Origin of the sequence: Acinetobacter amyesii (genome assembly GCF_023499985.1) — a bacterium.
GTDB lineage: Bacteria > Pseudomonadota > Gammaproteobacteria > Pseudomonadales > Moraxellaceae > Acinetobacter > Acinetobacter amyesii.
Window position 1 is genome coordinate 17,649 of the sequence record NZ_JAMCOU010000023.1, and the last position, 20,516, is coordinate 38,164.

The window sequence follows — 20,516 nt, forward strand, 5'->3', positions numbered from 1 at the left end:
ATTACAATGAAGCGAAATTCGAATTTTACGCTAACCAAATTTGCTACAGCGTGTTTGATGGGGGGAGTGTTGTTCAGTGCGATGCCGACATTAGCATTGGCAAAGAATCCAGCAGATCCAAATAAAGTTTTACGTCATATTTTCCCTGTCGCAGAAACAGGTTTTGACCCAGTTGGCGTGCATGATCTGTATTCTGCACATGTGAATACATCAATCTTTGAAACCTTATATACCTATGACTATTTAGCATCGCCGGCAAAGTTGGTTCCTAAAACGGCTGCTGCGATGCCAGAAATCAGTGCTGATGGTTTGACTTATACCATTCGCCTGCAAAAAGGCATTTTTTTTGCTGATGATCCTGTATTTAAAGGCAAAAAAAGAGAATTAACCTCGGCTGATTATGCATATACCTTTAGACGTTTAGTCGATCCACATCTTCGTTCACCAAACAGTTGGCTACTCGATGGTCGCATTTTAGGCATGGAGAAGGTTCTAGAAAAGGCGAAAAAAACAGGTAAGTTTGATTATGATGCGCCCATTGAAGGCATACAAACCCCTGATCGGTATACCCTTGTCATTCGTTTAAATTCTCCAGATCAAAACTTTCCAATGTTATTGGCTCATCAACCTGCATCGGCTATGGCACGTGAAGTGGTCGAAAAATATCGAGACAAAGCGGGTTTTGTGATGGGTAAACCGGTGGGTACAGGGCCATATATTTTGACACGCTGGACACCTGGCTCACGAATTATTTTAAAGGCCAATCCAAACTATCGTGGCTTTGTCTGGGACTTCAAGGCATCAGATGCCAAAGATGAAAAGATTGTAAAAGCCATGCAAGGCAAAAAAATGCCGCAAATTGGCGTGATTGATATTCAGGTGATGGAAGAATCACAATCACGTTGGTTGACCTTTGCAAAAAATGAAGCGGATTTGTTGGTACTAGATGGAGATTTGTCGGTACAAGCCTTAAAAGATGGAGAGCTAAAGCCTGAGTTGGCTAAAAAAGGCATCCAAATGTCGCGGATTTCTGACCCCTCTATCGACTATCACTATTGGAATATGCAAAACCCTGTGGTTGGAGGTTTTAGTAAAGAAAAAATTGCATTACGTCGTGCAATGGCGATGGCTTATTCAGCAGATAATCAAATCAAAATTTTGATGAATGGTGATGCACAAAAATTACAAAGCCCAATTCCACTCGGCGTTGTCGGCTATGACCCGAATTATAAGTCGAGTATTCCATACTCAGTTAAAGCGGCAAATTTATTGCTCGATCGTTATAACTATAAAGTCGGCGCAGATGGCTGGCGTACTCAACCGAATGGTAAACCGCTAACGATTGAAATGACGATATCGGGCAATAGTAGCCGTAGTCAGCAGTTGGGTGAATTTTGGAAGAAAACTTTAGATAGCATCAAAATTAAAATGACAACAAAGTCGATGCCATTTGCAGAAGCTTTAAAAGCCGAAAAACAGTGTCAAACAATGTTTAAAGCATCTGCATGGATCGCAGACTATCCAGATGCAGACAATTTTATGCAATTGTTCTATGGCAAAAATATCAATGTCACCAACAACGGCTGTTCAAAAATACCTGAATATGACCGCTTATATGAACAGACACAGCGTATGAAACCGGGACCGGAGCGTGATGCAATCTATCGGAAAATGTCGCGCATATTAGAAGTGTATATGCCTGTCCAAATTAATTATGCACGTTACCGTAGTGTGTTGTCGCAACCACGCGTGATTGGTTATAAAAAGCATCCAATTTTGGCAACAGAATGGATGTACATCGATATTGACCCGAAAAAATAAAATGAAACAAAACTGGAGAAATTATGAAAAATAAAGCTTTGAAACTCACCACCCTCAGTATGTTGATGATCGGCGCTAGCCAATTCGTTCAAGCCGAAGATTCAATACGGAGTACTTTGCCAAAGTTCCAAGCCAAAGAAATACCTGCGCTGTGTGATGCCAAAATTCAGCAAGTGAAAACAGATTTAGCGGCATTTGAGCAAAAAAAGATAAAAAATAATGCAAAAGCAGCACCTGTTTTGGCGGAGTGGGATCAAATTTTTGCCAAATTTGAAGATTTTTATGGACCAATCGGACTATATAGCAACGTCGATCCTGATGAGGTTTTACGTAAGGCTGCGGAAGATTGTGAAATTAAAATTATGGAGTTTCAAACTTCGGTTTATCAAAATCCAAAACTTTATGAGCAAATTAAAAAACTCAAAACCAATGACGAAATTGATAAAAAAATGCGTCAAGACATCTTGGATGGTTTTGAAAATACAGGGGTACAATTTACACCTGAAAAACGTGCTCGTTTGAAAGCTATCTTTGATGAATTAGCAAAAATTGAACAAGAATATGCGCGTAATGTACGAGATAATAAAGAAAAACTGGAGTTTACACCGGCGGAGTTGAAAGGCTTGCCAGACAGCTATATTTCGGGCTTAAAGAAAAATGAAAAGGGCAATTATTTGCTCGGTTTTGAATACCCAGAATACCGTCCATTTATGGAACTAGCAGAAAGCGATGATGCGCGTAAGCGTTACCAAACTGCATTCACGCGTCGTGGTACTGAGAAAAACTTAGTATTGTTAAAGCAAGCAATGGATTTACGTTATGAAATTGCGCAGCTCTTTGGCAAAAAAAGTTATGCTGAATGGGTATTGCAACACCGTATGGCAAAAGACCCTGAAACAGTGAATAAGTTCTTAGCTGATGTTCATCAAACGGTGGCACCTTTAGAGAAAAAAGAAGTTGAGACTTTACGTGAGTTCAAAGCGAAAAGCCTGAAAATTCCACTCGAAAAAGCTGAAATCAATCGCTGGAGTGAGAGTTACTGGAGTGAAAAACTTCGCAAAGAAAAGTACCAAATCGATCAAGAAAAATTGCGTGACTATTTCCCAACCCAAGCATCTCAAGAATGGATTTTTGCCATTTCATCTGACCTTTATGGTATTGAATTTAAGCCTGCGAAAGTCGATGTTTGGCAGTCAGAAGTTGAATATTACGATGTAAAAGATAAAAAGACCGGTGAGTTGCTTGGTGGTTTATATATCGATAAATACCCACGTGAAGGGAAGTATGGTCATGCGGCTGTTTGGGGCGTAAAAGGTGGTAGTACCTTGACTAAGCGTAAACCGATTTCTGCTTTGGTGACCAACTTTAACCGTAAAGGTTTAAATAGTGATGAACTTGAAACCTTTGTTCATGAGTTTGGTCATGCCTTACACGGTATTTTGTCGAATACACGCTATGCATCTCAATCGGGGACTTCTGTAGAGCGTGACTTTGTAGAAGCACCTTCACAAATGTATGAAGAGTGGGCGCGTCGTAAAGAAACTTTATCTACACTCGCAAATTACTGTAATCCAGCGTGTCCACCTGTAGATGATGCACTGATTAATAAATTAAAAGCAGTTCATAGCTATGGACGTGGTTTGCATTATGCACGTCAAGCCTTGTATGCAAAATATGATATGGCACTTCACTCATCAGATGCTTTGAGTGTTAAACCCTTAGATGTCTGGAAGAAAATGGAAGGCGAGACAGCTTTAGGCTATGTCCCAAGCACTGAATTCCCAGGACAATTCAACCATATCATGGGCGGTTACCAAGTTGGCTATTATGGCTATATGTGGTCTGAAGTGATGGCACTCGATATGTTGTCTGCTTTCGGAGATAACCTAAATAACCCTGAAGTGGGACAACGCTACCGTAAAACGATCTTATCGCAAGGTGGTCAATATGAAGCCGAAAAACTGGTGCATGATTTCTTAGGTCGTAAACCTGATAACAAAGCTTTCTTTGATGAAATTACTGGGCAACGAGTGAAGTAAGGACAACTTTATGCTGGCATATATCATACGGCGTATATGGCAGATGATCCCAACGATGTTGGGGGTTGTTCTGCTCATATTCTTCTTATTTAACTGGGTAGGTGGAGACCCTGCATATATTCTAGCAGGCAAAATGTCGAACCCAGAGCAAATTGAAAACATCCGACAACAGTTGGGGGTTGATCAACCCTACTATGTCCAATTGTGGATTTTCATTAAGCAGATTTTAACTTTTGATTATGGAATGAGTTGGAGTACAGGTGAGTCGGTGTCAGATATTATTTTGACCCGTCTAGGACCGTCACTGACGATTTTAATTCCTTTAACCATTTTGCAAACGATCATTTCAATTGGTTTGGCACTTGCTGTGGCTTCAGTTCGTGGCACATTAACCGATCGTATGATTATGATGCTTTGTACGATTGGTATGTCGATCAGTATTTTGGTTTATATTATTGTTTTTCAATACGTTTTTGCATATCAGTTGAGTTGGTTCCCTGTTCAAGGCTGGAGTGATCACTTTAGCGAAAACTTATTTAAATACGGTTTACTGCCTATCTTAATTATGTTGGTGGTAAGTATTGCGCCAACTTTGCGCTTATACCGCAGTTTTGTATTGGATGAAGTCAATCAAGACTATGTTCGAACTGCGCGCGCAAAAGGTGTGGGTGAAAGCCGTATTTTAGGTGTACATGTACTGCGTAACGCCTCAATTCCAATTATTACCGATGTCATGTCGAGTCTACCGGCACTGCTGATAGGCGCTTTCCTGATTGAACGATTCTTTGGTATTCCGGGTATTGGTCGTGAAGTCATTATTGCTGTTGAACGCAGTGACTTCCCTGTCATTAAGGCGATTACGGTCTACGTTGCAGCGGCTACAATGATTTTTAACTTAATCGCGGATTTGATTTATAAACTTGTCGATCCTCGCGTTCAGTTGAAGTAGGTGGCCTATGCTAGGAATATTCAATAAGACCAAAGCAACTGCATCAACACCTGCATCGACTGGCTTGTGGAAGTTGGCGATGCGACGCCTAAAAGCCGATAAATTAGCGATGGTGTCGTTGTTCGTTGTACTGTGCTATTTCGTGGTGTTGTTATTGTCGATGACAGGCATGGTTGCATCCAATTGGAATAAAGAAGTGGCTGTTAGTTATGCACCTCCAAGTTTTATTGGGGCGGAACTCAATGAAACAGCCAAAACCAAAGCATCAGCAGAAGATATGGCATTGCCTGAAAATCCTGTTGATCCTTTAAAAGATGTAATTGCTGAACTGAATGCAGAGATTGCGACTGAGCAAGGTGGTGCCAATGCAATTGACTACTATGGAGTTGTCGATCCACTAGCAGAAGATATGAAAGCGATTGATCAGCAATTGGGTGGCCATTTGTTAGATCAACAAAGCGAGCTAAAACAAACTTTACCGTTTGGTGCGGATAAATGGGGGCAGGATGTCCTGCAAAAAACCATTAAAGGTGCTGAAACATCTATTATTGTTGGCGTGGTAGCTGCATTACTTGCTGTCGTGATTGGGACAATTTTAGGGGCAATTTCTGGCTATTTCGGTGGTTGGGTCGATGATATTTTAAACTGGTTCTATAACATTTTTACCTCGATTCCGTATTTGCTCTTGGTTCTTGCGATTGCAGCTGTACTACAGCAAAAGGGGATCTTATCGATTGTCCTCATTCTAGGACTTACTGGGTGGACGGGGGTGTATCGTCTGATTCGTGCAGAGTATATGAAACATACTTCGCGTGAATATGTGCTCGCTGCCAAAGCGATAGGGGTGAGTCATTTCCGACGTATCTTTGTGCATATCTTTCCGAACGTCAGTCATATTGCATTGGTGCAAATCTCGATTTTAGTGGTGGCCTTTATTAAGTCGGAAGTGATTTTGAGCTTCTTGGGATTTGGTGTTCCTGTTGGGGTTGTGTCATGGGGCAGTATGCTTAATGAAGCACAAAGTGAATTGATTTTAGGTAAATGGTGGCAGCTTATCGCAGCATCTGTAGCGATGGCGGTTTTGGTTACAGCATTTTCGATGTTTACTGATGCATTGCGTGATGCATTAGATCCAAAATTGAAATAAGGAGGAGTAAAGGATGACGGAACAAAATCAAACTGTTAAACCAACGCTCCTCAGTGTTCAAAACCTGAAAGTGAGCTTTAAAGCCGAAGATAAAAGCTATATCGAAACGGTCAAAGGAATATCTTTTGACATTCCTGCCAATACAACTGTGGCACTTGTGGGAGAATCTGGCAGTGGCAAGTCGGTGACCTCGTTGGCAACTATGGGGCTGTTGCCACGTGATCAAAGCCGTATAGATGCAAGTAGTAAAATAGTTTTTGAAGGGCAGGATTTACTGAGTCTGTCTCCAAGAGAAATGCGTAATATCTGTGGTAAAGATATTGCGATGATTTTTCAGGAACCGATGTCGTCACTCAATCCAGTCTTTACGGTGGGTGATCAAATTGCCGAAGTATTACGACTTCATCTAGGTATGGGACGTAAGCAGGCAAGAGCACGGACTTTGGAATTATTGAAGGAAGTGGGTATTCCTTCTCCTGAAACGAAAATTGATGCCTATCCTAGCCAAATGTCAGGTGGTCAACAGCAACGTGTCATGATTGCTATGGCGATTGCATGTGAGCCGAAGTTATTGATTGCCGATGAGCCGACCACGGCACTTGATGTCACCATTCAAAAGCAGATTCTGGACTTGCTGGAATCTCTGCGTCAGCGCCGTCAGATGTCGATGCTGTTCATTACGCATGATTTAGCATTGGTAAGCGAAATTGCCGATCAGGTGATTGTTATGCGTCATGGAGAAATCCGTGAACAAGGCTTGGTCAATGAAGTGCTGGATCATCCTAAAGATATCTACACTCGAGCTTTGCTTAAGTGTCGTCCACAGATGTCAGAGCGTCCTTATAAATTACCGATGATCAGTGATTTTATGCGTCAAAATGGTGATGAGCTGATTGAGGATGTGCATTTATCTGAGGAAACCCGTAGACAACGAACGCGTGGTCTTACGGGTAATGAACAGATTATTTTAGATGTCAAAGACTTAAAAAAATCGTTTTATAGTCGCAAGGGGTTATTTGGTAAGGATGAGTATCAGGCGGTCAAAGGTGTCTCGTTTCAACTGGCGAAAGGTAAAACGCTCGGGTTGGTTGGAGAATCTGGCTCAGGTAAAACTACAATCGGCCTTTTACTGATGCGTCTACAGGAAGCGACAGGTGGTCAGGCACTGTTTGAAGGTCATGATATTTTGGCGATGAGCGAAAAAGAATTTACCCAATATCAGCGCAAAATACAGATCATTTTCCAAAACCCATACGCTTCACTTAATCCACGATTTACTGTGGGGCAAATTCTCATGGAGCCGATGCAAGTGCATCAGATAGGGAAGGATGATGCTGAACGCGAGCAAATGGCGTTTGATTTGCTTGAACGTGTCAGTTTGCCTGCCCAAGCATTTTATCGCTATCCACATGAGTTTTCTGGTGGTCAGCGTCAACGTATTGCCATTGCACGATGCTTGACCTTAAAGCCAGAAATTTTAATCTGTGATGAGTCTGTCTCTGCCCTAGATGTTTCGGTTCAAGCCCAAGTTCTGAATTTATTGCAAGATTTACAAGATGAATTTGGTTTGAGCTATATCTTTATTTCACATGATTTATCTGTGGTGAAATATATTTCTGACCAAATCATGGTGATGAACCATGGTGATATCGTTGAAATTGCAAACTCGGATGAGCTGTATCGATCACCACAGCATGAATATACCAAGCGTTTGCTAAGTGCGATTCCACAAACCACTGAACAATTTATTTAGTGTTGGTATAAAAAAACCGCTCAAATGAGCGGTTTTTTTATACTTAAGAAATTAAAATTTCTTAAAGCCTTTGTTGTTTCCGCTAAATGCGCGACTTGGCACAGAGTCATTACGACGCTCACGATTGCCAAAATTGTCGTTACGACGTTCACGGTTACCGAAGTTTTCACTGTTGCGATCATTACGGTTATTGTTGAACCCTTCGTTGCGACGCTCTGAACGGTTAAATCCATTGCCTTGGAAACCACCTTCAGTACGACCAGTACGACGTTCGCCACGATTGTCTTGATAACCATTGCTTTGTTGTAGCTGGTTTTCGTCACTGTCACGACGTTGTTGGCGTAAGTAACCACCACGACGTGCTGCCATTGGTTTGTCTTGCATACGTTCAGTACGACGTTTCGCCATACCAAACAGGCCAGTACCTTGACGTGGTTTAAGTTCAACTGACTTGGTTAAATTGTCGATATCTTGTTTATCTAGCTCGATCCAGCGACCAGTACGCAGTTCGCGTGGCAGAATTACTGAACCATAACGTGTACGTAAAAGACGGCTCACTTTTAAGCCTTGAGACTCGAAAATACGACGAACTTCGCGGTTACGCCCTTCTTTTACGACCACTTGATACCAACGGTTAATACCGTCACCACCAATTTCAGAGAATGACTCAAATTTTGCAGGGCCATCATCTAAAACAACGCCTTGTAACATGTTGTTTTTTAACTGAGGGGTGACTTCACCCATGACACGAACGGCATATTCACGTTCGATTTCGCTAGAAGGGTGCATTAAACGGTTCGCCAGTTCACCGTCATTCGTGAACAGCAATAGACCTGTAGAGTTAATATCTAGACGACCCACCATCACCCAACGATCACCTGTAATTTGAGGTAATTGTTCAAATACCGTTGGACGGTTTTCAGGGTCATTGCGTGAACAAATTTCGCCTTCTGGTTTATAGTAAATCAACACACGGCGACGAATTTCGTCTTCAATTTGGAACTGAACTTTACGACCATCGATGCGAAGCTCATCACCCGGTTCAATACGTTCACCCACTTGGGCAACTTGCCCATTTACGCTCACACGACCAGCGGCAATGACTTCTTCCATATAACGGCGAGAACCCAAACCAACGCGTGCGAGCACCTTTTGCAATTTTTCACTCATGACAGCATAACCTTAGAAATTATCATCAACAGTTCACCTATTTATGACTTCGGTGCATTCGCATCGAGGGCCATAAAAGCTTCCTTGGCATCCTGCAGGGGAGGCAATTGGCCCAAAGAGGTTAGACCAAAAGCATTTAAAAATTGAGGCGTTGTAACTAACAACGCGGGTCGTCCTGGGAGTTCACGAAAACCAGATTCTTTAATCCAGTTCCAGTCAAATAACGTACGTAAAATTTGACTATTGTTGGTCACCCCGCGGATTTGCTCAATATCTGCGCGGGTTACCGGTTGATGGTAAGCAATGACAGAAAGAGTTTCGAGCAAGGATGGCGATAAACGAGTTGGTCGTTCAGGCCAGGTCTGTGCAATAATATTACGATATTTTGCACGTACTTGAAAACGGAAACCTTGAGCGGTTTCAACAAGTTCAATTGATCTGCCGTGTTGCAGCATTGAAAGTTGCTGCAAATATTGGCGTAATTCGGTTTTACTGAAACGGTCTTGGAAAGCCTCTTTTAAACGGGCAATACTCACCGCCGCTTCGCTGGCAAAAATAATGGCTTCAAGCTGCATCAAAATTTCATGCAGATTATCTTCTGAAGACACTGCAGTCATTTGTTTAAGTTCAGTGTTCATGCACGTGCTCCCTGAATTGCAAGCGGTGCTTCTACACCTGATGCGACAATTTGGACTTTTTGTTGGCGTGTCAGTTCCAACACGGCCATAAATGTCACGACAACACCCATGCGGCCTTGGCTTGGTTTGAGTAAGTCCGCAAAGTCTAATACTTCACCTGACTCTAGCTTAGTTTCAATATAAGCAATACGTTCTTCGAGTAAGACAGGCTCTTGTAAAATTTGGTGGGTAACCGGTTCTGGTCGATTAAAGACACAGAGTATGGCATCACGAAGTAATTGAATGTCATAGCCATCATTGGTTTCGACAATCGTTCCTAAACTGACATTGGTATCGAATGTATCTCGATCCAATACTGACATTTGACCTAATCTTTCCGCAGCTTGTTTGATGCGCAAATACGTTTCTAAACGGTCAATCAATTCTTGTTTAGGATCTTGTTCATGTGCAGCGGTCGATTTAGGTTTTGGCAATAATAGACGCGATTTTAAATCGGCCAATAGAGCTGCCATCACCATATAGTCTGCGGTTAATTCAATATCTAGAGATTTCATTGCATCCATATAGGACAAATATTGGGATGCAATTGGGGCAATATCGACTTGTAATAAGTCGAAGCCATTTTTTTGAATCAGGTAAATCAGAAAGTCGAGTGGTCCTTCGAAATGCTCTAATAGAATTTCAAATGCAGCGGGTGGAATGTACAAATCTTCTGGAATAGCTTCTTGCCACTCATCCAAAACGCGAATGTGTGGAGCATCTTCCATAGAATTATGGACAGTTTGGTTCATTGCAATTATAGGCCACGCGAATTTTCAAAGGCATGCAGACAGCTTTCGCTTCGATCTCACATCGAAAGTAAAAGCACAAAAGTTATAGGGAATAGTGTAATGGAAAAATGCGTTTAAAGAAATTACTGAACGGTTGAATTGGGTAAAAAACTTAAAATTTATAGGGAATAGGCTTTATTTATACACATGTAAAATTTTAAAGCTGTGATATCGATCACATCTTGTGTTAATTATAAAAAATACACTCATCAAACCGTGAACTCATTTAAGCTGTGATATATGGATGATGGGCTTCCAGCATGAAATGATTTGATTGAATTGACTAAAAGAATATTAGCTATGCCACAACAATATAATCAATGGGGTCAGTCTGTAGGGATGACGTTGACGCAGTTTGAACCTTGCCAGTTCAGATGTAAAACCGAAGTGGGGCAATCTGTTCGGCTTATTCCGATGTTGCCCGATCAGCTTGATGATAGTCTTTTACAGCGGCTATGGCAGACAGTACAACAAGAACCCGATGAACGCTGTTGGACGTATTTGCCTTATTCTCAAATTCAAAGCATGCAGCAATTGCTTGATTATTTTCAGCAATCCTTTCATTTTGCCGGTTCGATGCATTATGTCATTGAGGTTGGTGATGCCATTGTAGGATGGGTTGGTTTGCTTAATGTACGCCCAGCACATGCTGTCATTGAAATTGGCAATGTCTATTTTTCAAGTTTAATGAAGCAATCAACCGCAGCAACAGAAACCATTTATCTATTGTTAAAAGCATGCTTTGCAGCGGGATTTCGACGGGTGGAGTGGAAGTGTGATGACTTGAACACGCCTTCGAAAAACGCTGCTTTGCGTTTTGGCTTTCAATTTGAAGGGTTGTTTCGTCAACATGTGATAGTGAAAGGTCGTAATCGTGATACTGCTTGGTTTGCGATGTTGGATCAGGATTGGCCAATGTTGTCTCAAGCATATGCAGCATGGCTCGATACAAACAACTTTGATGAGCAGGGACAACAAAAAATTCACTTAAAAGAATTTATGCAGCTTTATTGCGCTTGAGCAAAAGCACACTATCAAGGTTTTAAGCCTGTTAGTAAGACCCTTTGTTCAAGTGCAAATTCGATAATGTGTTGGCACTGTGCTTGCGAGCAGAGATTTTGACTAGCTCTACGTTTAAACAGCGATTTGACCGTTGATGCATGTAGAAAGTAAGAAAAAGCCTGCGGCTGTGTTGTCGCTATTGGTGAAATTAAATTTTTATCTATTGCCCTTAGTTGAGCCGTGGATTCTAAAGTCCAAGGCTCAGTGGCATATATAGCAAGATGATTGAGACTGCTTTGCTCGGAGACACTGAGGTCTGTCGCATTTTGGAGCTTGAGTAAAATCTGAAATAAAGTCATCAGGTCGATTCCTTTATCGAAAGGTGCTTTAACCGCGTTTTGAGCAGATGACCTTTACATGCTGTGCCTCTGATCGGTAACAGCATGTATTTAACAGTACATGCTATTCAAAGGCACTGACATCACCGACACCACGGCGAATCACTTCAGGGTATTCACCTGCAAGGTTTACAACGCTAGTGGTATTTAAAGTACCTAAACCGCCATCAATCAATACATCTATGCGTTTGCCGATTTGCAGTTCAATTTCGTAAGGATCATCAATCGGTTCTTTTTGGCCCGGTAAAATTAAGGTCGATGTTAATAACGGCTCACCGAGTTCTTTGAGTAATAATTGGCAAATCGGGTTGCTCGGAATACGCAATCCAATGGTTTTCTTTTTAGGATGCATTAAACGGCGAGGAACTTCACTGGTCGCAGGCAAAATAAAGGTAGTGACTGCAGGTGTATTATTTTTCAATAAACGATACATGGCATTGTCGACTTTGGCATAAGTGGCAATGTCAGATAAATCTGCACAAATAATCGCATATTGATGTTTAGCATCGAGCTGACGAATTTGGGCAATGCGTTCCATGGCATTTTTGTTCCCAATCTGGCAACCGATGGCATAGGCGGCATCCGTAGGATAAACCACCACATCGCCGGCACGAATCCGTTCAACGGCTTGCGTAATTAAACGGGGCTGAGGATTTTCCGGATGTATTCTTAAATGCAACATGTCGTTTTCCTCTTATTATTAAAAGCTCTAGACATTATGTCGCGGTCTATTTGCTTTGTGCAATGTGAAATGCAGTCAAATTGTATAATTTAATCAAGCATTTCACGTTGAAATTCATTCGCCTGTAACATTTTGCCAGCACGTGTACAGTGGCAAATGCATTGGATAAAGCGCCAAGCATCGCGTGGAAGTTTGGCTTCGCCTTTAAAATAAGCCTGTAATTGTGCATAGACATTATCTTTAAAGCTACTGCCATCACCGCCTTCACCAGTGAGGTTATCAAGTGAGACACGAAATTTACGTCCAAAGGCTTTGGCAAATAACCATTCGATCGCTTGGGGCTTAATCTCCACTTGTTCAAAGAGGGCTTGTTGCTCTTTGCTACGACCATCTGGTGCATACCAATAGCCTAAATCGGGAAGTAAACGGCGTTGCTCGCCAGCAATAGTCCAATGGCTAATTTCATGCAAAGCGCTATTGAAATAACCATGAGCAAATTGAATACGGGCAGGGCCGTTTGAATCGGCAGGAAAGTACTCGGGCTCACAGTCACCTTTCACTAAGCACACATTCAGGTGGGAAAACCAATGATTAAAGTGTAAGATGAGCCAATCGACGTGTTCTGTTTCTGTGGAAAGTTTCTCCCAAGCCGAGAGTTGCACTTGGTTAGTTGAAATGTCAGAATCAAGCGTTGAAATTGTGCTCATAAGTGATGAAACATTCACTTCTGTTTGCGGCTGCAACAGATGCATAACTTAAGTTACCCAAATGGTCTGTCTAAATAAGTACAAAATTGTATCTTAATCTTTGACAGAGTACTGATGAATTTGTAGAATTGCCGCCTTAATTATGTCAGCAAATACCTTTCCGGCACAGATTGAGCCGTTTAAATGGGCTGAACAGGGCTTTAAATGGTCAGGAACACTGCCATTATCTCGCTTTGTTCGTATTGCTCGTGAAGCTGTTGGATCAATTGATGATCAATTGATTAACATAGACTGTAAGCTATCAATGGATGCTTATCATCGCATTGTATGGCTAGATGGTCATGTTGAAACAAATGTTCCAATGGAATGCCAGCGTTGTCTGGATACTGTTGAGATCCCACTTGTTTCAAGTTTTCATCTAGCTCTTGTAGATGACGAGTCACTGATAGAGCGCTTGGATGAGGATGCTGATTTCATCGTTTTAGGTGAAAGTGAAGCAACAACCAAAGGTTCATATGATGCGCCTGCGACTGCTGATTTACTCTCACTGATAGAGGATGAATTGTTATTGTTGATGCCTTTGTCACCTAAGCACGACGCTTGTGAACATAAGCATCAACCTGCCGCTGAAGAGCTTGTTGAAGAAAAACGGGACAACCCGTTTGATGTTTTGGCAGGTTTGAAGGGTAAACTTAACTAATTTTTGTGTTATACTCTTGAGTATAAGACAATCGAATTTGTTCTGATCCATTTTTTCGATCTTTGTAAGGAGCCATCATGGCCGTTCAGCAAAACCGTAAAAGTCGCTCTCGCCGTGACATGCGCCGTTCACATGACGCTTTAACCGAGAATGCATTAACTGTAGACCAAGCTACTGGCGAGACTCACCGTCGTCACCACGTATCTAAAGATGGTATCTACCGTGGTCGTCAATTATTCGCTAAAGCATCTGCTGAATAATTGGTGATGTATTAAGCGTCAAGCTTAGTAGAAAAAATGGGAGCGTTAAGCTCCCTTTTTTTGTACCGATTTTTTGTTGCATTTGGCAATTACCAAGACAAAAATTAAGTGTTAAATTTCCGTCCCTGAAACAAGCTTACATGGGATTGTGTTGAATAAATGTCCAAATAGCATAAATTCACCAGTCTTGATAAAGGATTTTTTTATGTCTGCTAAACAACTCGAGCAAGCAGCTCAAGCTACTAAAACTGCATTCGTGTTCCCGGGTCAAGGGTCACAGAAAGTCGGCATGCTCGCTGAACTTGCAGAACAGTTTAGTAGTGTGCAAGCAACATTTGCAGAAGCATCAGAAGCAGTTGGTTTTGATCTTTGGCAAATTGCTCAAAGTGGTGAAGGGTTAAACCAAACAGAATTTACTCAACCTGTACTACTGACTGCCAGTATTGCTTTATGGCGTGTGTGGTTAGAGTTAGGTGGTGTTGCACCGAAATACCTTGCAGGTCACTCATTAGGTGAATACAGCGCCTTGGTTGCTGCAGGTGCGATGAGCCTAGGTGATGCCGTTAAACTGGTGAACCTACGTGGTCAGTTAATGCAAAGTGCTGTACCTGAAGGTCAAGGTGCAATGGCGGCAATTTTGGGTCTAGATGATGCCAAAGTCATTGAACTTTGTGCTCAAGCAGAAGGCCCAGGTTCAGTAGATGCTGCAAACTACAATGCACAAGGTCAAGTTGTCATTGCGGGCGATAAAGCCATGGTTGAAGCGGTTATGGCTGCTGCTAAAGAAAATGGCGGTAAGGCAATCGCACTTCCGGTTTCTGTGCCATCGCATTGTGCATTGATGAAACCTGCTGCTGAACAGTTTGCGACAGCATTGGAACAAACTGCCATTGAGCTGCCTACTATACCTGTAATACAAAATGTAGGCGCTGAAATCGCGACTGATGTAGCGCAATTACGTCAGGCGTTAACTGCACAGTTATACCAATCTGTACAGTGGACAAAGACCATGCAGTATTTGCAAGACCAGGGTATTCAGTACATTGCTGAATGTGGTCCGGGTAATGTCCTTGCGAATCTCGCAAAACGTTTGCCAAATATTGAAAAAGCATTCCCACTCGACACGAAAGGTCGTATGGAAGATGCACTGAATGCCATTTTAGTGGCAGAAGGGAAAATTGCATGACACAAGAACGCAAAGTTGCTTTAGTAACAGGTGCGAGCCGAGGGATTGGAGCAGCAATTGCTCAGCAATTGATTCAAGACGGTTATTTTGTTGTAGGTACGGCAACATCAGAAGCGGGTGCAGAAAAATTATCTGCTGCTTTTGCTGAAAATGGTGCGGGTAAAGTTCTAGATGTACGTGATGCAACTGCAATTGATGCATTGGTATCAGACATTGAGCAAAACTTTGGTTCAGTATTGGTTTTAGTGAACAATGCTGGTATTACCAAAGATAATTTGTTACTTCGTATGTCAGAAGATGATTGGGATGACATTCTCAACATTCATTTGAAAGCCGTTTATCGACTTTCTAAACGTGTTTTAAAGGGTATGACCAAAGCACGTTTTGGCCGAATTATTAATATTAGTTCTGTGGTTGCACATTTTGCTAACCCAGGACAAGCAAACTATTCTGCTGCAAAAGCAGGGATTGAGGCCTTTGGTCGCAGCCTTGCAAAAGAGATGGGAAGCCGCCAAATCACTGTAAATGCAGTGGCTCCGGGCTTTATTGCAACAGAAATGACAGAACAGTTAAGCGAAGAAATTCGTAAAAAGATGAGTGATCAAGTGGCTTTAAACCGTTTAGGTGAGCCACAAGATATCGCAAATGCCGTAAGTTTTCTTGCTTCTGAAAAGGCAAGTTACATTACCGGAACTGTATTACATGTAAATGGTGGTTTATACATGAGCTAAGCGCTCAAGTATAAACTTTCAAAACGATTTAGATTCAATTAAACTAACGGCATTAAAAACGCCACAAGCAATGAGGAGAATTCCTGTGAGCGATATCGAACAACGCGTAAAACAAGCAGTAGCTGAACAACTTGGTCTTAAAGCAGACGAGATCAAAAACGAAGCTTCTTTCATGGATGACTTAGGTGCAGATTCTCTAGACCTAGTTGAATTAGTTATGTCTTTCGAAAACGATTTCGACATCACTATTCCTGATGAAGATTCAAACGAAATCACTACTGTACAATCTGCAATTGACTATGTTTCTAAGAAACTAGGTTGATTTTAGATTTCAGCGATGCTGATTTAAAAAGCCACCATTCGGTGGCTTTTTTTATGCCGAATATTTTGTTTTTACATTAGCTTACGTTTCTGTCACCAACAACAACTCAAAAGCGGTTATTTTTTAGCTATAAGAATAGAGTTTGAACAATAGTTAAATGATTTAAAACAGTAAAAACAACGGAGAAAAATATGGGTCTTTTTGATTTTGTAAAAGGTATTGGTAAAAAAAATACAGCGCCTGCGGAACCTCAAGCAGCGCCAGCAACACCTTCTGAACCATCTGCACAAGAAATTGCCAATAAGTTATTGGGTCATATCAAAGCACTGGGCTTGCCTGTAACTGGTTTGTCTGTGAGTTATAACGGTACTTCAGATCTAGCAACAGTGAAAGGTCAGGTACAAAGCCAAGCAGATCGTGAAAAGATTATCTTAGCAGTAGGGAATATTGATCATGTGGCACAAGTAGATGATCAGTTAACAGTGACGAGTCCTGAGCCTGAAAGTAAGTTCTATACTGTTAAGTCGGGAGATAACCTGTCTAAAATCTCTAAAGAATTTTATGGTGATGCAAATCAATACAATAAAATTTTTGAAGCAAACCGTCCTTTGTTAAAAAATGCCGATGACATTTTCCCAGGGCAAGTGCTGCGTATTCCTGCCTAATATTAAGCAGGGAGGGGCTGTTATTCAGTGCTCATCTTAGATATGAGCAATGTAAAAACGAACAATATAAAAAAGGCGCTTTATGCGCCTTTTTTATATATACACCATATTAATTTTTATGTTTGGAAAACTTATAGCCCTGATCGCAGAATGCAGCAATTGCCACCAAAATGCCAGAGATGCCCAAAATAATAATAACACTGGTTGTTGAGTGTGTTGGCGATGCAGCTACCATGGAAAGTGCACCTAAAGGGGCTAAACCGCCAGCGATGGCTGTTCCAATTTCACGACCTGAACTTACACCAGTAGAGCGGTTTTCGACAGCAAATTGACGACTGAGGAACGATCCTTGTGGTGCGAACATCATTGGTGCTAAAAGACCTGTACCAATTGCAATCGCAATATAGATAGAAGTGCTGTCACCCGTTTCTAAAAGTTTCATAAATGGATAGGCAAAGAGTACAGATAGAAAGCCGCCCATCATCAGCACTTTTTTGCTGTTCCACTTATCGCATAGCCAGCCGAAGAAAGGCACACTGAAAATTGCCACTAAACTGGCAATGGTCACAGATAAAGATGTGACATGCGCGCTTACGCCTTGAAATTGCGTTAAATAGGCTAAGGAGAATGTCTTAAAGATGTAGCTCAAAGCGTTGTAGCCAATGGCTGCAATAAACACCACCATTAAACCTTTCATGTTGGTTTTCATGATGTCTTTGAATGGGTTTTTCACTTTAGCTTTAGTGACATGCGCTTCTTCATAGTCAGGAGTTTCTGGCAGACTCTTCCGAACCCATAAGCCCACAAGGACTAGAACAAAACTAAGGATAAATGGAATACGCCAGCCGCCATTCACCAAGAATTCATCGCCATTTAAAGTCAGCAAGAATACGGTTAGAGATGAAAGCAATAAACCTAAATTTAGACCGAGAGCAGGCCAAGCGCCTTGGCTGCCGCGCTTATCTTCAGAGGCATGTTCATAAGATGTAATGGCAGCGCCTGCAAACTCCGCACCCGCACCAAGACCTTGAATAATACGGAAGAATACCAGTAATACCGCAGCCCAAATACCAATGGATTCATAAGTCGGAATGAATCCAATTGCAGTGGTGCATAGCCCCATTAATAAAAAGGTGACAAATAGCATTTTCTTACGGCCATATTTATCGCCAAAATAGCCAAAGAATAAACCACCAATAGGGCGGGCAATAAAGCCGATTGCAAAAGTTGCAAAAGCTTTTAGGGTTGCGCTGCCCGGATCTGAATTATCGAAAAAAACCTTACTAAATACAATCGAAGCCATGGTTGCATAGAGGTAGAAGTCATACCATTCCAGCATGGAGCCAACGATGGTTGCAGTGGCTACCTTCTTTAGCCGCTTCTTTTTTTCGATTTCTGTCTCTTTGATGTTGCTCATTTAATATTCCTTTAAGTGAGTGTCCTGATGAATTAGTGGTGCGTCATAATTTCCCGAACAATATATTCGGCAATCGCAAGGGATGAGGTTGCCCCTGGAGATGGTGCATTTCGGATATGGGTAATATTGCCTTGCTTACGGATGACGAAATCATCTACTAGCGAGCCATCAGATTCCATGGCTTGCGCGCGGATGCCGCGTGTTGCAGGCTCAACTGATACATCGGCAAGTGAGGGTACGTATTTGGCTGCTTCAGAAACGAAGTTAGTCTGGCTCAGTACGGTTCTAAGTTCACGCATAGCTGCAGACATATTTTTCGATGAGAATTTCCAAAAACCCTTGTACGTTAGAAAGTCGTAAATATCTGAAAGATTGAATTTATTGCCTGTATAATTTTCACGGCCGAAAGAAATAAATGCATTTGGCCCAATGGTCATTTGACCGTCAATGCGTTTGGTGAAGTGCACACCTAAAAATGGATATTTAGGATCAGGCACTGGGTAGATTAGGCCTTTGACATGGCTTTTAAATTGCTCATCAATGACATAGTACTGTCCAAAGAAAGGCACAATTTTGGGAGTTTCAATATCACCAGAGTTTGCTGCTAAACGATCTGACTGTAAGCCTGCACAAGTCACAACATAGTCAAATACTTCTGAATAATGGTCGCCGCCTTCAAAGTGAACGGTGATTTTGTTGTGCTGCTCGGTTAAGTTCACTACCTTGCGACCAAGGACTAATGTGCCATTTTTTTGTTTAATTTCTTGCGCAATATGACGTGCAATTTCGCCATAGCTCACAATGGCTGTACGTGGAGAATACAACGCTTTAGTGCCAATACAGTTTGGCTCTACATCTTGTATTTCGTTGCCTGTTAAAATGCGGACATCAGGCACTTTATTGGCAATCGATTTTTGATAGATGGCATCTAAACGGCTTTCTTCTTCTTTTGAAAGTGCAACAACTACTTTGCCGCACTCATCATAAGGAATATTGTTTTCTGTGCAATATTGCTGAACCAATTCCGCACCGCGTCGGCACAAACGCGCTTTTAAGCCGCCTGGCTCATAGTAAAGACCCGCATGGACAACGCCTGAGTTGTGGCTAGATTGGTGCATTGCAACTTCTGTTTCTTTTTCAAAGACTGTTACATTGGCATCAGGGAAATCGAGAAGGAGTTGTCGGGCAACAGCTAATCCATTGATTCCCCCTCCGATGATGGCATAATGTTTGTTAGTCATATTTATTCCCTTGTAAAACAGCATGAAATTGATTCAAAAACCTAAAACATTGACGGAAGAAGCATTTGAAATATTGCAGGACGCAATTATTAATAATCATTTGCAATTCAATGTTTTATATTCTGCAACCGAATTGGGTCAGATGCTGGGCGGCATTTCACGCACACCCGTTCGCGAAGCTGCTCAAATGCTGGAAAAGATTGGAATTGTAAAAATTGAAAAGAACAAAGGCATTCGCATTATTCCCACTTCATTTCCTACCATGATTGAGTCTTTCCAAATTCGCCTCATGCTGGAAGTTCCGCTAATTCATCGTGCAGCAGAGGTTCGAACAAAGGCTGATATTGAGCGCTTGAATACTTTGTTTGAAGAATTCAAGCTACAGGCTTCATCAGAAAACATCACAGGAACTTTAAAAGCGGACCGCGACTATCATTTGGCATTGCTGCAAATTGTGGGTAATCAAAAGGCAATTGACGTTATCAGTAATACGCGAAATCAGGTTTTGATTGCAGGTTCTGCAACTATTCCATCTTCAAGAAACTGCATGCAGACTTTTGAAGATCACTTGGAACTACATAGTGCGGTAGTTGCAGGTGATGCGCAAAAGGCTGCAGATTGCATGCGTACACATATCATCAATACAGCGACATTATTGATTAACCAAGAATCAGCTAAGCGGGACAGTAGTTGGTCTGACTGCAGTACAAGTGAGTATCTGAATTGGTTATAAAATAGATACTAGCATGTTGCATGCAACAGGTAAATTGAAAAGATATTTGTCTTTACTTGAGATGGCTTAGACTTTAGTCTGAGTTTTCAAAAGCTTATGCTACAAAAAAATTATTTAAGCGTAAG

Annotated in this window: 21 protein-coding genes; 13 read left to right on the top strand and 8 right to left on the bottom strand. The window is 41.7% G+C overall.

What is annotated here, in order from left to right; genetic code table 11:
- Positions 1-57: 57 nt before the first annotated feature.
- From M5F03_RS05600 to M5F03_RS05620, 5 genes are read left to right on the top strand one after another with little or no spacing between them, the layout of a single operon-like run.
- Positions 58-1,821 (top strand): ABC transporter substrate-binding protein, encoded by a 1,764-nt coding sequence (locus M5F03_RS05600; RefSeq protein WP_372491126.1) that lies wholly within the window; start codon positions 58-60, stop codon positions 1,819-1,821.
- Positions 1,822-1,844: 23 nt separating this feature from the next.
- A complete protein-coding gene (locus tag M5F03_RS05605) occupies positions 1,845-3,860 on the top strand; it encodes a M3 family metallopeptidase (protein ID WP_180022668.1) in 2,016 nt (671 codons plus the stop codon).
- 10 nt (positions 3,861-3,870) lie between these two features.
- Positions 3,871-4,809, top strand: coding sequence for an ABC transporter permease (locus M5F03_RS05610; protein WP_078190067.1), 939 nt, complete (start codon positions 3,871-3,873; stop codon positions 4,807-4,809).
- Between the two features lie 7 nt (positions 4,810-4,816).
- A complete protein-coding gene (locus tag M5F03_RS05615) occupies positions 4,817-5,956 on the top strand; it encodes an ABC transporter permease (RefSeq protein ID WP_078194230.1) in 1,140 nt (379 codons plus the stop codon).
- A gap of 13 nt (positions 5,957-5,969) precedes the next feature.
- Positions 5,970-7,709, top strand: coding sequence for an ABC transporter ATP-binding protein (locus M5F03_RS05620; protein ID WP_249707357.1), 1,740 nt, complete (start codon positions 5,970-5,972; stop codon positions 7,707-7,709).
- Positions 7,710-7,760: 51 nt separating this feature from the next.
- On the opposite strand, the gene rluB is transcribed toward M5F03_RS05620, so the two are convergent.
- The 3 genes from rluB to M5F03_RS05635 are packed head-to-tail and all read right to left on the bottom strand — an operon-like array spanning position 7,761 to position 10,308.
- A complete protein-coding gene (rluB, locus tag M5F03_RS05625) occupies positions 7,761-8,879 on the bottom strand; it encodes a 23S rRNA pseudouridine(2605) synthase RluB (protein ID WP_180008188.1) in 1,119 nt (372 codons plus the stop codon).
- Positions 8,880-8,920: 41 nt separating this feature from the next.
- Positions 8,921-9,517, bottom strand: a complete 597-nt coding sequence (gene scpB / locus M5F03_RS05630; RefSeq protein WP_078190063.1) for an SMC-Scp complex subunit ScpB — start codon at positions 9,515-9,517, stop codon at positions 8,921-8,923.
- Positions 9,514-10,308 carry a segregation and condensation protein A gene (locus M5F03_RS05635; RefSeq protein ID WP_078190062.1) on the bottom strand — a complete coding sequence of 265 codons (795 nt, stop codon included), beginning with the start codon at positions 10,306-10,308 and terminating at the stop codon, positions 9,514-9,516. The genes scpB and M5F03_RS05635 overlap by 4 nt, the downstream gene beginning before the upstream one ends.
- A gap of 339 nt (positions 10,309-10,647) precedes the next feature.
- Between M5F03_RS05635 and M5F03_RS05640 the strand changes: the two genes are divergently transcribed.
- On the top strand, positions 10,648-11,367 hold the full coding sequence (locus M5F03_RS05640; RefSeq protein WP_249707359.1) for a GNAT family N-acetyltransferase: 720 nt from the start codon (positions 10,648-10,650) through the stop codon (positions 11,365-11,367).
- Positions 11,368-11,381: 14 nt separating this feature from the next.
- On the opposite strand, the gene M5F03_RS05645 is transcribed toward M5F03_RS05640, so the two are convergent.
- The 3 genes from M5F03_RS05645 to M5F03_RS05655 form a co-directional block, all read right to left on the bottom strand.
- Positions 11,382-11,708: a hypothetical protein gene (locus tag M5F03_RS05645; protein WP_233944504.1), complete on the bottom strand. Its 327-nt coding sequence runs from the start codon at positions 11,706-11,708 to the stop codon at positions 11,382-11,384.
- 103 nt (positions 11,709-11,811) lie between these two features.
- Positions 11,812-12,429 (bottom strand): L-threonylcarbamoyladenylate synthase, encoded by a 618-nt coding sequence (locus tag M5F03_RS05650; RefSeq protein WP_078190059.1) that lies wholly within the window; start codon positions 12,427-12,429, stop codon positions 11,812-11,814.
- Between the two features lie 89 nt (positions 12,430-12,518).
- Positions 12,519-13,181, bottom strand: a complete 663-nt coding sequence (locus M5F03_RS05655) for an elongation factor P hydroxylase (protein WP_249707368.1) — start codon at positions 13,179-13,181, stop codon at positions 12,519-12,521.
- Between the two features lie 97 nt (positions 13,182-13,278).
- Here M5F03_RS05655 and M5F03_RS05660 point away from each other — a divergent pair, with 97 nt between their 5' ends.
- The 6 genes from M5F03_RS05660 (at position 13,279) to lysM (ending at position 17,000) form a co-directional block, all read left to right on the top strand.
- Positions 13,279-13,836: a YceD family protein gene (locus M5F03_RS05660; RefSeq protein WP_078194223.1), complete on the top strand. Its 558-nt coding sequence runs from the start codon at positions 13,279-13,281 to the stop codon at positions 13,834-13,836.
- A 77-nt stretch (positions 13,837-13,913) separates the two neighbouring features.
- Positions 13,914-14,096 (top strand): 50S ribosomal protein L32, encoded by a 183-nt coding sequence (gene rpmF / locus M5F03_RS05665; RefSeq protein WP_004279227.1) that lies wholly within the window; start codon positions 13,914-13,916, stop codon positions 14,094-14,096.
- A 205-nt stretch (positions 14,097-14,301) separates the two neighbouring features.
- Positions 14,302-15,282 carry an ACP S-malonyltransferase gene (fabD, locus tag M5F03_RS05670; RefSeq protein ID WP_168379587.1) on the top strand — a complete coding sequence of 327 codons (981 nt, stop codon included), beginning with the start codon at positions 14,302-14,304 and terminating at the stop codon, positions 15,280-15,282.
- A complete protein-coding gene (gene fabG, locus M5F03_RS05675; protein ID WP_078190055.1) occupies positions 15,279-16,013 on the top strand; it encodes a 3-oxoacyl-ACP reductase FabG in 735 nt (244 codons plus the stop codon). The genes fabD and fabG overlap by 4 nt, the downstream gene beginning before the upstream one ends.
- 85 nt (positions 16,014-16,098) lie before the next feature.
- Positions 16,099-16,335, top strand: a complete 237-nt coding sequence (gene acpP, locus M5F03_RS05680) for an acyl carrier protein (RefSeq protein ID WP_078190054.1) — start codon at positions 16,099-16,101, stop codon at positions 16,333-16,335.
- A 191-nt stretch (positions 16,336-16,526) separates the two neighbouring features.
- Positions 16,527-17,000, top strand: a complete 474-nt coding sequence (lysM, locus tag M5F03_RS05685; RefSeq protein WP_078190053.1) for a peptidoglycan-binding protein LysM — start codon at positions 16,527-16,529, stop codon at positions 16,998-17,000.
- Between the two features lie 109 nt (positions 17,001-17,109).
- On the opposite strand, the gene M5F03_RS05690 is transcribed toward lysM, so the two are convergent.
- Complete coding sequence (locus M5F03_RS05690) at positions 17,110-18,417, bottom strand: MFS transporter (protein WP_180172207.1); 1,308 nt, start codon at positions 18,415-18,417, stop codon at positions 17,110-17,112.
- Positions 18,418-18,449: 32 nt separating this feature from the next.
- Positions 18,450-19,658 carry an L-2-hydroxyglutarate dehydrogenase gene (gene lhgD / locus M5F03_RS05695; protein WP_249707370.1) on the bottom strand — a complete coding sequence of 403 codons (1,209 nt, stop codon included), beginning with the start codon at positions 19,656-19,658 and terminating at the stop codon, positions 18,450-18,452.
- 22 nt (positions 19,659-19,680) lie between these two features.
- Here lhgD and M5F03_RS05700 point away from each other — a divergent pair, with 22 nt between their 5' ends.
- Positions 19,681-20,391, top strand: a complete 711-nt coding sequence (locus M5F03_RS05700) for a GntR family transcriptional regulator (RefSeq protein WP_249707372.1) — start codon at positions 19,681-19,683, stop codon at positions 20,389-20,391.
- The last annotated feature ends 125 nt before the right edge of the window (positions 20,392-20,516 follow it).

What these genes read in the sequence shown, in the direction of transcription:
- M5F03_RS05600 (WP_372491126.1), top strand. Translation starts at nt 58, where the DNA reads ATGGGGGGAGTGTTGTTCAGTGCGATGCCGACATTAGCATTGGCAAAG.
- M5F03_RS05605 (WP_180022668.1), top strand. Translation starts at nt 1,845, where the DNA reads ATGAAAAATAAAGCTTTGAAACTCACCACCCTCAGTATGTTGATGATC.
- M5F03_RS05610 (WP_078190067.1), top strand. Translation starts at nt 3,871, where the DNA reads ATGCTGGCATATATCATACGGCGTATATGGCAGATGATCCCAACGATG.
- M5F03_RS05615 (WP_078194230.1), top strand. Translation starts at nt 4,817, where the DNA reads ATGCTAGGAATATTCAATAAGACCAAAGCAACTGCATCAACACCTGCA.
- M5F03_RS05620 (WP_249707357.1), top strand. Translation starts at nt 5,970, where the DNA reads ATGACGGAACAAAATCAAACTGTTAAACCAACGCTCCTCAGTGTTCAA.
- rluB (WP_180008188.1), bottom strand. Translation starts at nt 8,879, where the DNA reads ATGAGTGAAAAATTGCAAAAGGTGCTCGCACGCGTTGGTTTGGGTTCT.
- scpB (WP_078190063.1), bottom strand. Translation starts at nt 9,517, where the DNA reads ATGAACACTGAACTTAAACAAATGACTGCAGTGTCTTCAGAAGATAAT.
- M5F03_RS05635 (WP_078190062.1), bottom strand. Translation starts at nt 10,308, where the DNA reads ATGAACCAAACTGTCCATAATTCTATGGAAGATGCTCCACACATTCGC.
- M5F03_RS05640 (WP_249707359.1), top strand. Translation starts at nt 10,648, where the DNA reads ATGCCACAACAATATAATCAATGGGGTCAGTCTGTAGGGATGACGTTG.
- M5F03_RS05645 (WP_233944504.1), bottom strand. Translation starts at nt 11,708, where the DNA reads ATGACTTTATTTCAGATTTTACTCAAGCTCCAAAATGCGACAGACCTC.
- M5F03_RS05650 (WP_078190059.1), bottom strand. Translation starts at nt 12,429, where the DNA reads ATGTTGCATTTAAGAATACATCCGGAAAATCCTCAGCCCCGTTTAATT.
- M5F03_RS05655 (WP_249707368.1), bottom strand. Translation starts at nt 13,181, where the DNA reads ATGCATCTGTTGCAGCCGCAAACAGAAGTGAATGTTTCATCACTTATG.
- M5F03_RS05660 (WP_078194223.1), top strand. Translation starts at nt 13,279, where the DNA reads ATGTCAGCAAATACCTTTCCGGCACAGATTGAGCCGTTTAAATGGGCT.
- rpmF (WP_004279227.1), top strand. Translation starts at nt 13,914, where the DNA reads ATGGCCGTTCAGCAAAACCGTAAAAGTCGCTCTCGCCGTGACATGCGC.
- fabD (WP_168379587.1), top strand. Translation starts at nt 14,302, where the DNA reads ATGTCTGCTAAACAACTCGAGCAAGCAGCTCAAGCTACTAAAACTGCA.
- fabG (WP_078190055.1), top strand. Translation starts at nt 15,279, where the DNA reads ATGACACAAGAACGCAAAGTTGCTTTAGTAACAGGTGCGAGCCGAGGG.
- lysM (WP_078190053.1), top strand. Translation starts at nt 16,527, where the DNA reads ATGGGTCTTTTTGATTTTGTAAAAGGTATTGGTAAAAAAAATACAGCG.
- M5F03_RS05690 (WP_180172207.1), bottom strand. Translation starts at nt 18,417, where the DNA reads ATGAGCAACATCAAAGAGACAGAAATCGAAAAAAAGAAGCGGCTAAAG.
- lhgD (WP_249707370.1), bottom strand. Translation starts at nt 19,658, where the DNA reads ATGACTAACAAACATTATGCCATCATCGGAGGGGGAATCAATGGATTA.
- M5F03_RS05700 (WP_249707372.1), top strand. Translation starts at nt 19,681, where the DNA reads ATGAAATTGATTCAAAAACCTAAAACATTGACGGAAGAAGCATTTGAA.